The following is a 13744-nucleotide window of genomic DNA, read 5'->3' on the forward strand; positions in this document are numbered from 1 at the left end:
CGCTCAGTCCTGTTCTCCGGTGCCGGGGGCCCCGTCGGCAGCGGGGGCCCTCGAGCCGGGAGCGAACACGCGGGACCACCAGTCGAGCACGGCCTCGAAGCGCTGGATCCGGTGCCGGGGGCGGCCGGACCGGGACAGCTCGTGGTTCTCCCCGGGGAAGACGAGGAGCTCGCTGGGCACCCCGGCGCGCTGGAGCGCTGCGAAGTACTGCTGGGCCTGCTCGAGCGGGCAGCGGTGGTCGAGCTCGGAGTGCATGACGAGGGTCGGGGTGCGGACTGCGGGGACTCGGCCGAGCGGCGACTGCCGGGCGATATCCTCGGGGTCCGTGCCGGTGTACCCCTCGGAGAAGAAGCGGCCGATGTCGGAGGTGCCGATGAAGCTCTGCGGGACGAGGTAGCCGCGCTCGACGATCGCACCGGCGAACCGCTGGTCGGACCCGATGATCATCGCGGTGAGGTAGCCGCCGTAGGAACCGCCCTGGATCCCCAGGCGTTCCGGGTCGAGCTGCGGGTGGGCCGCGAGAGCGGCCTCGAGCACGGCGAGGACGTCCGCCGCAGCGGGGTCGGCGAGGTCGCCCTGGACCGCCGCACCCCAGGCGCGCCCGCGGCCGTGGGAGCCGCGGGGGTTGCTCCACACAACGCCGTACCCGGCCTCGACGAGCACCTGCGTCTCGTCGAACAGGGCGTGCGAGTACTGGGCGAAGGGCCCGCCGTGGATGTTGAGGATCACGGGGAAGGGTCCCTCGCCGCGCGGCATCGCGACCCAGCCGTGGATCTCGCCGAGCGGGCTGGCGGCGGCGATCGGGGTCGGGATCACCGGGTCGGCGATCCGGCTGAGCGCGGTGAGCGCCTGCGGGGCCGCATCCCGACTGCCGAGCCGGTGGACCTCCCCAGCGCTCGCCGGGGTCCCGGCGGTGTAGACGAGGGAGCCGTCGGGCAGCTCGACGAGGCCGTCGACCACGTGGTCGGCCGGGGTGAGCGGGTCGAGGTCCGCGGCCGTCGACGGAGTGCTGGTCCCGGCGATCGGGATGCGCACGATGCGCTGCGCGCCGTCGGAGACGGTGACCGCGAGGACGGAGCCCTGCCGGGACAGGGCGGGGGCGATGTCGGCGAGCTCGACGCTCTCCTCGTCGGTGAGCCGCACGGTGGTCCCGGTGGCACGGTCGTGGCGATGGAGGCCGAGGGTCCGGGCGACGAAGTCGGTCGCGCCGCCGGCTCGGGAGCTCGCGGTGAAGAGGAGGGTGGAGTCGTCGAGCCAGAGGTGATGCGACACCGCGACGTCGCCGAGGTCGAGCGGGGTCGCCTCCTGTTCGCCCACGAGCCAGACGGTCGAGCGGGTGTCGACGTCGGCGTCGCCGGAGGGCACGTCGGCGATGACGCTGAGCAGGCTGCCGGACGGCGAGTACTGCGGGTCGCGGACGTCGCCGGCGGGTGCGGGCAGGCGCTGCGGCTCCGGCACGTCCTCGGCCCCGAGCAGGCCGGTGGTGTCCGTGGCGTCGTCCGCTGCGGCAGGCGCCGGGCCGGCGGCAGGTGCGGTGAGGGGGGTGAGGAACAGCCGGGCCGGGCGGTCGAGCACGTAGCCGACCCCGTTCGAGAGGTACTTCGCCCGCGTGATGCGGCGCGGCGCCTCGGCCTCGGGTCCGATGTCCGGGTCGGTGCCGTAGCGGCCGGGTTCGGGCTCGCGAGCGACCCAGGCGGCCGCCGCGCCGTCGGGGCGCAGCGCGAACGCGCTGACGCCCAGAGGTGCGTCCGTGACGGGACGGGCCTCCCCGGTCCCGGTGGCGATGTGGAGCTGCGCGCGCGCGTCCCGGGCGGCGCGGAGGAGTCCCGCGGTCCGCCCGGCGAAGCGCAGTGCGCTGTCGTGCCAGCCGTGGGTGACCCGCTCCGGGGCGGCCCCGGGCCGGTCGAGATCGACGGCGAAGAGCTGGGACAGGGTGGTGTCGGAGTCCGGGTGCGGGCGGGCGATCTCGACGAGCACCGTCGCGGGGTCGTGCGGGGAGCGGACCGGATGGGTGACGGTGTGGAGGTGGGCGACGTCGGAGGGCTTCATCATCGGTTCCACGCCTCCGCGAACAGCTGCTGCACCTGGGAGTGGACCTGGGGAAGCGCCTTCGTCTGCGCGACGATCGGCAGGAAGTTCGCATCGCCGATCCAGCGCGGCACGAGGTGCTGGTGGAGGTGCGCGGCGATCCCGGCGCCGGCGAGCTGGCCCTGATTCATCCCGATGTTGAAGCCGTCCGGGCCGGACACCGCGCGCACGACGCGCATCGCCTGCTGGGTGAATTCTGCGAGTTCGATGGTTTCCTCCGGGGTGAGGTCGGTGTAGTCCGCGACGTGGCGGTAGGGGCAGACGAGGAGGTGGCCGGGGTTGTACGGGTAGAGATTGAGGATCGCATACACCGTGGTGCCGCGGGCGACGATGAGCGCATCCTCGTCGGACTTCTCCGGGGCCAGGCAGAAGGGGCAGGCGTGTTCGGTCGCGTCGGCCGGCTTGTCCTGCCCCCCGATGTAGACCATGCGGTGCGGGGTCCACAGGCGCTGCAGGCCGTCCGGCTCACCGGGGAAGCCGGCGGCCGCCTCGGGCTCGGGGATCCCCGGGGATGCGGGGGATGCGGCAGTCCGGTCCGCGGGGTCCGCGGCAGGCTGTTTGGGGCTGCTGCCGCTCACGTCAGACCTGCGCCTTCGTCGCGATCGCCTCGGTGATCATCTCGACCGCCCGGTCCACCGGCACCCCGTTCTCCTGGCTGCCGTCGCGGTACCGGAACGACACGGCGCCGGCCTCCTGGTCCTCACCGCCGGCGATGAGGATGTAGGGGACCTTCTCCTTGGTCGCGGTGCGGATCTTCTTCGGCATCCGGTCATCGGAGTCGTCGACCTCGACCCGCACCCCTGCGGCCCGCAGGCGCGCGGCGATGTCCTCGAGGTAGGGCACGAAGGGCTCGGCGACGGGGACGCAGACGACCTGGACGGGGGCGAGCCAGACCGGGAACGCACCGGCGTAGTGCTCGACGAGCACGCCCATGAAGCGCTCGATGGAGCCGAACTTCGCGGAGTGGATCATCACCGGCTGCTTGCGGGTGCCGTCGGAGGCCTGGTACTCGAGGCCGAACCGCTCGGGCTGGTTGAAGTCGTACTGGATCGTCGACATCTGCCAGGTGCGGCCGATCGCGTCGCGCGCCTGCACGGACACCTTGGGGCCGTAGTAGGCCGCGCCGCCGGGATCCGGGACGAGTTCGAGCCCGGTCTCCGAGCACACCTCCTCGAGCACCGCGGTGGCCTTCGCCCACTGCTCGTCGGAGCCGATGAACTTGTCGCTCTCCGGATCACGCGTCGAGAGCTCGAGGAAGAAGTCGTCGAGCCCGAAGTCGCGGAGCAGATCGAGGATGAAGTCGAGGAGGTGACGGATCTCGTCAGGTGCCTGCTCCTCGGTGACGTAGGAGTGGGAGTCGTCCTGGGCGAAGCCGCGCACGCGGGTGAGGCCGTGGATGACGCCGGACTTCTCGTAGCGGTAGACGTGGCCGAACTCGAACAGGCGCATCGGCAGCTCGCGGTAGGACCGGCCGCGGGAGCGGAAGATCAGGTTGTGCATCGGGCAGTTCATGGCCTTGAGGTAGTACTCCATGCCCGGCTTGACGACGGTGCCGTCGGCGTCGACGACCTCGTCGACGGTCATCGGCGGGAACATCGTGTCCGCGTAGTACGGGAGGTGGCCCGAGGTGTGGAAGAGCTCCTCCTTGGAGATGTGCGGGGTGCCGACGTACTCGAAGCTGGCCTCGACGTGCCGGCGGCGGACGTAGTCCTCCATCTCGCGCTTGACGATGCCGCCCTTGGGGTGGAACACGGGCAGGCCGGAGCCGATCTCGTCGGGGAAGGAGTAGAGGTCGAGCTCGGTACCGAGCTTGCGGTGGTCGCGCTTCTCCGCCTCGGCGATGCGATGCTGGTAGGCCTTGAGGTCGTCCTTCGACGCCCAGGCGGTGCCGTAGACGCGCTGCAGGGTGTCGTTGGCCTGGTCGCCGCGCCAGTAGGCGGCCGAGGACTTCGTCACGGCGAAGCCGTTGCCGATGAGCTTGGTGCTCGGCAGGTGGGGCCCGCGGCACAGGTCCTCCCACACGACCTCGCCCTTGCGATTGCGGTTCTCGTAGATCGTGAGCTCGCCGGCACCGACCTCGACGGAGGCCTCGGCGTCCTGGCCGGCATTGCCCTTGTCCGCGACGAGCTCGAGCTTGAAGGGTTCGTCGGCGAGGCGGGTGCGGGCCTCCTCGTCGCTGACGGCGACGCGGTGGAAGGTCTGCCCCTCCTTGACGATGCGCTGCGCGCGCTTCTCGATGGCCTTGAGATCCTCGGGGGTGAAGGGCTCGCCGACCTGGAAGTCGTAGTAGAAGCCGTCGGTGATGTAGGGGCCGATGCCCAGGCGGGTGCCGGGGAAGAGCTCCTGCACCGACTGCGCGATGACGTGCGCCGCGGAGTGGCGCAGGATGTCGAGGCCGTCCTGGTCGGCGAGCGTGATGGGAGCGATCGAATCGCCGGCCGTGAGCTCGCGGTGGAGGTCGGCGGGTGCACCATTCAACCGGATCGCGATGACCTCCGGGCGGTCCGCGTAGACCGCGGCCCCGGTCATCCCCTCCTCGAACGGGATGTCGGATCCGTCGAGATGAATGGTGTCTGACACTGCGGAGCTCCTCGGTCTGGCGGTTTCTGGTGTGTCGTGCGAACGCGTAGTGCAGTCTATATCGTGCCCCGGACATCGGACGGCTCACCGAGGGGATTCCGAGTGATGCGGCGATGGTCGGGGGCCGCTGCGGGGTGATCGGCGGCGGGAGAGCGGACGGCGCGGGGCCGCCCGCTCCCCGGAGGGAGTGGACGGCCCCGGCGGGCGCAGCGGTGGTCAGCCGCGGGTGAAGATGTACGGGTTGCCGATGCCCTGGTCGGAGTTGCTGATCGCGACCGAGAGCTCGATCGAGTCGATGTCGGCCTCCGGCACCATGAAGCCCATGACGAAGGTCTCCGACTCGCCGGCCGGCACGGGGGCGAAGGACAGCCCGCCGTCGTACTCGGCGCCGTTGAAGACGTCCTCGCAGGTGCCGCCCGAGTAGGTGCATTCGATCAGCGGGAAGCCGGGGTCGAACTCCTCGCCGGAGGTGTTGTCGATGGTGAACTCGACGCGGGCGATCTCACCGCCGGTCGCCGGGGCGGAGAACTCCTCGACCTTGTCCGCGCCGACGGAAGCACTCATCGTCACACCGTCGGTGAGGGTGACGCCCTCGCCCGATGCCGGGGGTGCGGCGTCCTCGGTCTCCTCGGGAGCCGCTGCGGTCGATTCCTCGACGGGTTCGCTGGGCTCCTGCGCGGGGTCGCTGTTCGGGTCGGCCGGCGCAGTGCTGGCGGCGCCGGTGCTCGACTGCTCCACCTGGTCGACGAACCAGAAGGTGCTCGCGATCGCGAGGACGATGGAGAGCACGATGGCCAATGCACCGAGGATGAGACCGGTGATGCTCAGGCCCTTGTTCGTGGCCTTGCCCTTCTTGGCGGCGTTGAGGCCGACGAAGCCGAAGATCACGGCGACGATGCCGACGACGAGGGCGAAGATGCCGATGAAGATGCCGACGATCGGGATGAGCGCGCCGAAGGAGCTCAGCAGGGCGATGATGCCGGCGACGAGGGCGAGGATGCCCCAGATGTTGCGCGCCTTGGGGTCGCCGCCGCCGTAGCCGTACCCGGAGTTGTAGGGATCGTTGCCGTCGTAGGCGGGGCTGAACTGATCGTTGCCGTAGCCCTGGGGTCCGCTGCCGTAGCCCTGCTGGTCGTACCCCTGCTGTCCGTAGCCCTGCTGGTCGCCGTAGCCGCCGGCGGCCTGGTACTCGGGCTGGGAGCCGTACTGGTCTCCGTAGCCACCGGGCTGGGAGCCGTACTGGGGCGCCTGATATCCCTGATCGGAGCCGTACGCGCCGCCGTTCTGGGGATCGGGCTGGCCGCCGTAGGGATTGTTCGGATCAGAGCCGTAGGGGTTCTGAGGTGATGACATCGTTGCGCCTGCACTTTCTGCGCTCGCAGGGATGATTCGTGGTCGTGACAGATCCAGGTTAGCGGCAGTACTGCGGAAACCACGTCATCGGCAGTTCCAATTCGAGCACAACATGCATTCCGTATCGACACGCGACCGTTCCGAAGCGACAGGTGTCCGGGCGACGGCTCCTCGAGGTTGGGGCCCGTTCATCCGGCGCAACGCGCATTGAGGTACGCGCGGAACCATTTCTCCTGCGCGCTTCCCCGCCGGTGCCCGACTCCCGGTCCGGCGCCGGGTGGCCGAGGCCGGATGAGCCGCACCACCGGGGCCCGGGCGTTGCCGGTCACTCCATCGGGCAGCAGCCCACCCTGATCGGAACTCAACGGGTCGTCGTGTGGTGGGGGTGCGCCACGGCAGGGAGAGTGACCTGGCTGCCGGTGCGCTCCCCCGATCAACGGTGGAGTGGGCAACTCATACCTGGCTCCGGTCGGGGTGGTGACGGTGAGCCGGCCCGGGTCCGCTTCGTGCCTCCACCCCGGGTTCTCCTTCGCATAATTGCACCCAGCGCACAACCCCGAAGCATTCCCGAAACCCGTCACGCCCCCATCCCGATGTGGCCTGGCGTGGTCGATATGACGGATCGGAGCATCGCAGAACGGGACCCGGCACGTGTCATCCCGCACCATGATCATCCGCCGCAGCACACCGGAGAACTCCCGCCTGCGCGAATCCATCCCCACCAGACCACCCGACCCCGGAGCCGTGTACAACCTGCGGAGAAAGACTTGGCCCTGCGGATCGGCGAGCATCCGCCGGGCGGCCCCAGCAGGCACCGGACCATGACCGGTCACCCACCCGGGAGCATCACCATCAGCAAGAAGGGTGGAATCCGTCATCACGAGGTGCACCTCGACCGGCACCGCATCCGCGGTCTCCTGCCCGGTGGCCCGCTCGACGAGCAGATCCGCAGCGACCTGCCCTGCCGTCCGTTCCCCCGCCTCTCCCGTGCCCACCAGGGTGGCGGCAGTCTTCTGGAGGTTCGCGTACGCCGCGACGGCCTGGCGCAGCGGGAGCAGCGCGGTCAGATACGCCATCCCGCCCGGCGCGGGTCGGACACTCACCCGACGCTCCTTCTCACACCGCTCCAGATGCTCGACCGCGGCCTCCTGATCGAGACGCTGAGCATGCGCCCGGGCCTCGGCAGCGAGCCGGCGGACACCCACCCGATCGAGCCGGTCGGCCATGAGCTCGTCGACGTGGCGGCGCTTGTCCGCCGGCAGCCAGGAGGTCTCGCGGTGCAGGGTGTGGGCCTTCTCCTCCGACACAGCACCGGCGCTCAGGGCCGTCTGGGTGTGGGGCATGTCAGCAATGAGCGTGCGGGACAGGGCGAGGAACCGGGAACCACGTGCCGGGGACTCCCGGCGGGCCAACCCGACCTCCGCACCCAGACCCCGGCACCGCTTCCCCGCCGGCACCCCGCGTTCGGCCTCCGCGTCATAGCGCAGCGAGTGCAGGGTGGCCGCGGCGCGGGCCTGCGCGGCCGCGGCTGCGGCCTTGAGCTCCTCGAGAGCACGGATCCGCTCGATCGCATCCGCCTCGGACTCCACAGCCACCATGCTTGTGAGCGCACCGTGCAGACCGGTGATGTCACCGGTGCGGAAGCGGGGCTCCTCGTTCATGCCACCCACGCTATCGGCACCCACGGACACGGCCTTGTGCGCCAATGAAAGCGCAGGCCACAGGCGTGATGGAATGAGAGGCGGACCTCGGCGGACGGTGCTGGCACCTCGGCAACGGGGATGCCAAGAGCGAGCGGGCACCTCGGCGGCAGGTTCAGGACGCTGCCGGCCCGCGCCCCTACTGCTCGACAACTACTCGATCTGCAGCTCCCGCACCCATCGACTTTGCGAAGAATCGCGGAATCGTTCTCAGGAACCTTCGAAAATTGAGGGGTGAATGCGGAAAGTGCCGGGTGGATGTCCACCCAGCACTTGTCCTGCTGTGCGCGATACTGGGATCGAACCAGTGACCTCTTCCGTGTCAGGGAAGCGCGCTACCGCTGCGCCAATCGCGCTCATCCGCTCCGGCATGGCGCCGAAGGGCTGTGCACTGGAGACCCGTGAGGGCCTGCCGTGCGCGATACTGGGATCGAACCAGTGACCTCTTCCGTGTGAAGGAAGCGCGCTACCGCTGCGCCAATCGCGCTCTGCCCGTCTGACCGGGCCGAACCTGAGGTGGAGAGGGGATTCGAACCCCCGTATACGGCTTTGCAGGCCGCTGCCTCGCCTCTCGGCCACTCCACCGTGAGACGGCCAGGCCTGTCTCCGAGCGGACGACGGGATTCGAACCCGCGACCCTCACCTTGGCAAGGTGATGCTCTACCAGCTGAGCCACGTCCGCATGTCTCCGGGATCTCCCCGGCAACGAAAAACCACTCTATACGTTCACCTCCCTGATGCCAAATCTCCATCGGCATCCGGTCGCGTGACGCTCCTCACACCCGATCCGGACGAGGCGCACTCACCTGCGAGGACGCCTCCCCCGGCCCACCCGGTTCAGCGATCTCCCACGCGCGCTCAATACACTGGAGCGCGTGGGAGCGAGGGACACGAGACCGGCGGGCTGGCTATCGCGTTCGCACAAGCACGGCCCCTCCTGGCTGCGCCGTGCCCGCCTGGGCTTCTTCCGCTGGCGCGCGACGATCCACCGCAACCCTCAGGCCTCGTTCGTCTACAAATGGTGCGTCGGCACCCTCGGCGGGCTCATCATCGCCGGCGGGCTCATGCTCGTACCGCTGCCGGGCCCGGGCTGGGTCATCGTCTTCGTCGGCGTCGCGATCGTCGCCTCCGAGTTCGAATGGGCGCGCGACCTCCTCCACTGGGGCCGAGCACTCCTCCACCGCTGGACGGTGTGGCTGACCCGCCGCCACTGGAGCGTCCGCCTGCTCGTCGCCGGCGCCACCTGCGCCTTCGTGCTCGCTGTGGTGTGGACGATGCTGCGCCTCATCGGCCTGCCGCCCTGGGTGCCAGAATGGCTCGTCCCCGGCTGGCTCGGCCTCGACTAGCGCCTCGCAGCACTAGGACTTCTTCGGCCTGCTCGCCTCGAGTCGTGCGAGCTCCGCGGCCGGGTCGAAATCGCCCTGGGGCCATTCGAGACCGAGCTGCTGGAGCTCGTTGATGAGGATCCGCGTGACAGCCCAGCGCGAGTACCATTTCCGGTTCGCCGGCACGACGAACCACGGCGCACCGACACGCGAGGTCCGGTCGAGGACGTCCTGGAACGCCGTCGTGTAGTCCCCCCATGCAGCACGATCGGAGATGTCGGATGCGGAGTGCTTCCACTGCTTGTCGGCCCGGACGAGACGGTCGCGCAGCCGCTCCTCCTGCTCCTCGGGCGAGATCGTGAGCATGACCTTGACCACGCGGATGCCGCTCTCGTGGAGGCCCTCCTCGAACTCGTTGATGACGTCGTAGCGCTCCGCCCACACCTTCTGCGGGGCCAGGCCGTGCATCCGCACCGCGAGGATGTCCTCGTAGTGGGAGCGGTCGAACACGCCGATGTTGCCCCAGCGCGGCAGCCGCCGGTAGACGCGCCACAGGAAGTAGTGCGCCGCCTCCTCCGCGGTGGGCACGCCGAACGCCGCGACCTCGACGCCGTGCGGGCTCAGAGCGCTGACGACGTGTTTGACGAGCCCGCCCTTCCCTGCGCTGTCGCGACCCTGGATGATGAGCAGCACCGAGTGCTGGAGGCCGTTGACGGCGGCGTTGGCGAACAGGCGCTCCTGGAGGTCGGAGAGCACCGCGTTGTCGAGCGACTGCGCGACCTTCCCATCGGCCTTGCTGCCCGAGAATCCGGGTGTGGCCTCGGGGTCGACGGCGGCGAAGCTGTTGCCGGGAGCGAACCGGAGGAGGTCGGCGACCTCGCTCGGTGCGGCCTGCGGGACGTTGGCCGCGAGCGGCGGCACCTCGGCGGGTCGGATCTTCACGCTCACTTCTCCTCCCGGCCGGCCAGCGCGGTGAGGCGCGACAGGCAGCGGAGATACTTCTTCTTGTAGCCGCCGGCGAGCATGTCGTCGGTGAAGACCGCGTCGAGACGGGCGCCGGAGTTGTGGATGTCGACGCCGCGGTCGTACATCCGGTCGACGAGGGCGACGAACCGCAGCGCGACGCCCTCGTTCTCGATCGTCTCGACGTCGTCCCAGAGAACCGCGTCGACGTCACCGAGCATCCGGCCGTAGCGCGAGGGGTGGACGGTCGAGAGGTGGTCGAGGAGCTCCCCGAACCGGTCCCGGGCGACGATGCCCTCGGCGTTCGCCGCGAGCTCGTCGAGCTCCGCGGAGGTGAGCGCCTCGGGCGGGGTGGGCGCTCCGCGGTGGCGGTAGTCGTCGCCGTCGATCCGCTGCACCGAGAACTGATCGGCCAGCGCCTGGATCTCCCGCAGGAAGTCCTGGGCGGCGAAGCGTCCCTGGCCGAGCGCGCCGGGCAGGGTGTTCGAGGTGGCGACGATCTTCACCCCGGCGTCGGTGAGCTCGCGCATGAGACGGGACATCATCACCGTGTCGCCGGGGTCGTCGAGCTCGAACTCGTCGATGCACACGAGCTTCATCTGCGAGAGCTGCTCACGAGCCTTCTGGAATCCGAGCGCTCCGATCAGGCTCGTGTACTCGACGAAGGTGCCGAAGGTCGCCGGTTTGTCGTGGGCGTGCCAGGCCGAGGCGAGGAGGTGGGTCTTGCCCACGCCGTAGCCGCCATCGAGGTAGACGCCCTTGGTGGCACCCTTCTTCTCGCCTCCGCCGAACAGTTTGGCGAGCATCCCCTGCTTGGGCTTCGCGGTGACGAAGTCACGCAGCGTATCGCGGGCGTCGGCCTGCGAGGGCTGGGCGGGATCCGGCCGGTAGCTGTCGAAGGACACGTTCTCGAAGTGCGGCGGCGGGACGAGACCGGCGATGAGCTCATCGGGGGCGACCCGCGGGTTCCGGTCCGTCAGCGCGACGGTCTGCGATGCATTCACAAGGCACAAGTCTACTCAGGCCGCTCGGTCGCAGACCCGCCGCCGGAGGGCGATTGCCATCGCCGGTCGCGACTCTCGGGTAACTTGGTCAGTGACGACACATGCATCACTCAGCAGATTCCAATGTTTCGGTCGGGTGCACACGGCTCTCCGTCGCGCACACACCAGATAGGTCCTCGACGATGACGATCTCGCTCCGCACACTTCTCCGTTCGGTTCTCGCTGCCGTGGTCTGCATGGTGATGCTGGTGAGCACGCTGCCGGCGGCCGCGGCGGCGAGCGCGGTCACACCCATCGCCCCGAAGTTCAATGACACGAACGGCACCGTCTACATCAACGAGCAGCACGGAGTGCGCTTCCACATCGACGTCGACGGGACCGAAGTCACCAAGGATGGCCTGCCCTACGCCCGACCCGACACGTTCACCGCGGAGCACGGGATCCGCGCCGGCGTCCCGATCACCGTCACCGCGGTCTCTGCAGGACCCCCGACCGTGCTCACCGGCACCACCGAATGGACGCACACCCTCACGGTGCACGAACCGGTCACTCCGATCCCCCCGAAGTTCAACGACGGGCCCGGCACCGTCTACATCAACGAGCAGCACGGAGTGCGCTTCCACATCGACGTCGACGGGACCGAAGTCACCAAGGACGGCCTGCCCTACGCCCGACCCGACACGTTCACCGCGAAGCCGACGGCATCCGGCGCGGCGTCCCCATCACCGTCACCGCTGTCTCCGCAGGACCCCCGACCGTACTCACCGGCACCACCGAATGGACACACACCCTGCCCGCTCCCTCGACGACCCCTGATCCGGTCATCCCTCAGGGACCGACCTTCGACGACTGGGAACCCTCGGTGCGGATCCCGGCCGATCGCGGCGTCCGCTATCACATCGACGTCGACGGGACAGCAGTCACCAAGGACGGCCTCGATTAGGCCAAGCCCGACCGATACACCGCTGCCGATGGCATCCGGACCGGAGTGCCGATCACCATCACTGCGGTGTCGGCAGGCCCACCGACTGTCATCGGCGGGACCACGGAATGGACGCACGAGTTTCCGGTGCGACTGGACCGTCCACTGGACGCGGGCGACGAGTTCGACGACGAATCTCCGCTGCCGGGCACCGGCTGGACCGTCTACGACACGACCCGCTCGAATCTCCCTTCCGATGTCAACACGATCCATACAAAAGATGCCGTGCGAGTCCGCGACGGCAACCTCGAGATCCGCACTGCCCGGCACTGCCTGACCGGCGACGAGATCGCCTCCGCGGAGAACGAGAGCCCGGACGGAGCGGTGTGCCCGGAGGGTACCCGCACGATGTACACCTCGGGTCGGATCAACACCGATTTCCTCTACGACGCCCCGTTCGAGATGGAAGTCAGGGCACGGATGTCCGATGACATGATCGACGGCATGTATTTCGCAGCGTGGCTGCTCAATGATCAGCCGTACTGCACGGCACCCGGGGTCGAGAAATCGCAGATGACGGAGATCGACACCATAGAGGTGCTGTCGACGCGCGCCAAGACGACGAACACCACCCATGTGACGTGCGTGAAACGCGAGAACGCCACCGGCACCCGACGGGACGGGCACAGCATGCCCGGGCAGATCGCGGGAGCGTGGAACACCTACCGGATGACCTGGGACGGCTACGCGGTGCGCTACTACTTCAACGATCAGCTCGTGCCGTCGGACCGCGGACAGACACCCGAGACCACCGGGAAGACCCCGGGCATGGACCAGGACGACTTCCGCAGCGCGATGAACGACCACCCGTACCAGGTCATCATCGACTCGATCGTGTTCCCCGATACGGTGACCTGGATTCCGCCCGCGAAGCACGACAGGCCCTTCCCCGTCCGTGTCGACCGGGTCGACTACCTGCGGATGAAGCCGATCGACGACATCCATCCCCGGGGTGCGATCGGCCGCACCTGGAAGAACACCGACTGGCTCGGGGCTCCGCTGTCCGCCGAGGAAGATGCAGGACCGGTCGGCGCCCGGAAGCAGGAATTCGAGCACGGCACCGTGTACTGGTCCTCGGCGACCGGGGCCCACCCGGTCAAGGGCGAGGTGCGCAAGGCGTACGACCGCCTCGACGGCCCCGACGGATTCCTCGGACTGCCGATCTCCGGAGAGAACCCCCTGGCGAAGAACGGCGGTGCCTCCCAACGCTTCGAGGGCGGCCAGATCCACTGGTCACGCGACACCGGAGCCCACGGCACCCGCGGCGCCATCCAACGCCACTGGCGCTCCCAGGGCTGGGAGAACGGCTGGCTCGGCTACCCCACCAGCGAAGAGACCCGCACCGACGCAGGAGCAGCCACCCAGACCTTCCAGGGCGGCACCCTCTACTGGACCGCGAAGACCGGAGTCACCACCACCCGCGGCGCCATCGCCACCCGCCACCGCACCCACGGCGGACCCGACGGCTGGCTCGGCCTCCCCCTCGCAGACGAAGGACGACTCCGCAAGAACGGCGGCGCCTCCCAACGCTTCGAAGGCGGCCAGATCCACTGGTCACGCGACACCGGAGCCCACGCCACCCGCGGCGCCATCCAATGCCACTGGCGCTCCCAAGGCTGGGAGAACGGCCGGCTCGGCTACCCCACCAGCGAAGAGACCCCCGTCGCAGGCGGAGGGATGCGCCAGACCTTCGAGGGCGGCACCCTCGTCTGGCAGCCGGGACGCGGCGTCCGCGTCGAGAACTGAGAG

Annotated in this window: 10 protein-coding genes and 4 tRNA genes; 2 read left to right on the forward strand and 12 right to left on the reverse strand. The window is 69.3% G+C overall.

The window, feature by feature from the left end:
- Positions 1–3 precede the first annotated feature (3 nt).
- From ABD883_RS11495 to ABD883_RS11535, 9 genes are all read right to left on the reverse strand, one after another.
- Positions 4–2052 (reverse strand): S9 family peptidase, encoded by a 2049-nt coding sequence (locus ABD883_RS11495; protein WP_345032215.1) that lies wholly within the window; start codon positions 2050–2052, stop codon positions 4–6.
- Positions 2049–2591 (reverse strand): HIT family protein, encoded by a 543-nt coding sequence (locus ABD883_RS11500; protein WP_345032357.1) that lies wholly within the window; start codon positions 2589–2591, stop codon positions 2049–2051. The genes ABD883_RS11495 and ABD883_RS11500 overlap by 4 nt, the downstream gene beginning before the upstream one ends.
- A 76-nt stretch (positions 2592–2667) precedes the next feature.
- Positions 2668–4617: a threonine--tRNA ligase gene (gene thrS / locus ABD883_RS11505; protein WP_425548445.1), complete on the reverse strand. Its 1950-nt coding sequence runs from the start codon at positions 4615–4617 to the stop codon at positions 2668–2670.
- A gap of 267 nt (positions 4618–4884) precedes the next feature.
- On the reverse strand, positions 4885–6021 hold the full coding sequence (locus tag ABD883_RS11510; protein ID WP_345032220.1) for a DUF308 domain-containing protein: 1137 nt from the start codon (positions 6019–6021) through the stop codon (positions 4885–4887).
- Positions 6022–6209: 188 nt separating this feature from the next.
- Positions 6210–7682 (reverse strand): HNH endonuclease signature motif containing protein, encoded by a 1473-nt coding sequence (locus ABD883_RS11515; RefSeq protein WP_345032222.1) that lies wholly within the window; start codon positions 7680–7682, stop codon positions 6210–6212.
- 323 nt (positions 7683–8005) lie between these two features.
- A tRNA-Val gene (locus ABD883_RS11520) sits at positions 8006–8077 on the reverse strand.
- Positions 8078–8136: 59 nt separating this feature from the next.
- Positions 8137–8208 (reverse strand) — tRNA-Val (locus tag ABD883_RS11525).
- A gap of 27 nt (positions 8209–8235) precedes the next feature.
- A tRNA-Cys gene (locus tag ABD883_RS11530) sits at positions 8236–8306 on the reverse strand.
- Positions 8307–8330: 24 nt separating this feature from the next.
- Positions 8331–8403, reverse strand: a tRNA-Gly gene (locus ABD883_RS11535).
- Between the two features lie 193 nt (positions 8404–8596).
- Between ABD883_RS11535 and ABD883_RS11540 the strand changes: the two genes are divergently transcribed.
- On the forward strand, positions 8597–9067 hold the full coding sequence (locus ABD883_RS11540; RefSeq protein ID WP_345032223.1) for a TIGR02611 family protein: 471 nt from the start codon (positions 8597–8599) through the stop codon (positions 9065–9067).
- Between the two features lie 12 nt (positions 9068–9079).
- On the opposite strand, the gene ABD883_RS11545 is transcribed toward ABD883_RS11540, so the two are convergent.
- The 3 genes from ABD883_RS11545 to ABD883_RS11555 form a co-directional block, all read right to left on the reverse strand.
- A complete protein-coding gene (locus tag ABD883_RS11545) occupies positions 9080–9988 on the reverse strand; it encodes a PPK2 family polyphosphate kinase (RefSeq protein WP_345032225.1) in 909 nt (302 codons plus the stop codon).
- Between the two features lie 2 nt (positions 9989–9990).
- Positions 9991–11013, reverse strand: a complete 1023-nt coding sequence (gene zapE, locus ABD883_RS11550) for a cell division protein ZapE (RefSeq protein WP_345032229.1) — start codon at positions 11011–11013, stop codon at positions 9991–9993.
- Positions 11014–11119: 106 nt separating this feature from the next.
- Positions 11120–11338, reverse strand: a complete 219-nt coding sequence (locus tag ABD883_RS11555; protein WP_345032231.1) for a hypothetical protein — start codon at positions 11336–11338, stop codon at positions 11120–11122.
- Positions 11339–12082: 744 nt separating this feature from the next.
- Here ABD883_RS11555 and ABD883_RS11560 point away from each other — a divergent pair.
- Positions 12083–13741 carry a family 16 glycosylhydrolase gene (locus ABD883_RS11560; protein WP_345032233.1) on the forward strand — a complete coding sequence of 553 codons (1659 nt, stop codon included), beginning with the start codon at positions 12083–12085 and terminating at the stop codon, positions 13739–13741.
- Positions 13742–13744: the final 3 nt, after the last annotated feature.

Source organism: Brevibacterium pityocampae, from assembly GCF_039541555.1.
Taxonomy (GTDB): Bacteria; Actinomycetota; Actinomycetes; order Actinomycetales; family Brevibacteriaceae; genus Brevibacterium; species Brevibacterium pityocampae.

Coding starts and splice junctions, on each gene's coding strand:
- ABD883_RS11495 (WP_345032215.1), bottom strand. CDS start 2,052: ATGATGAAGCCCTCCGACGTCGCCCACCTCCACACCGTCACCCATCCG.
- ABD883_RS11515 (WP_345032222.1), bottom strand. CDS start 7,682: ATGAACGAGGAGCCCCGCTTCCGCACCGGTGACATCACCGGTCTGCAC.
- ABD883_RS11510 (WP_345032220.1), bottom strand. CDS start 6,021: ATGTCATCACCTCAGAACCCCTACGGCTCTGATCCGAACAATCCCTAC.
- thrS (WP_425548445.1), bottom strand. CDS start 4,617: ATGACCGGGGCCGCGGTCTACGCGGACCGCCCGGAGGTCATCGCGATC.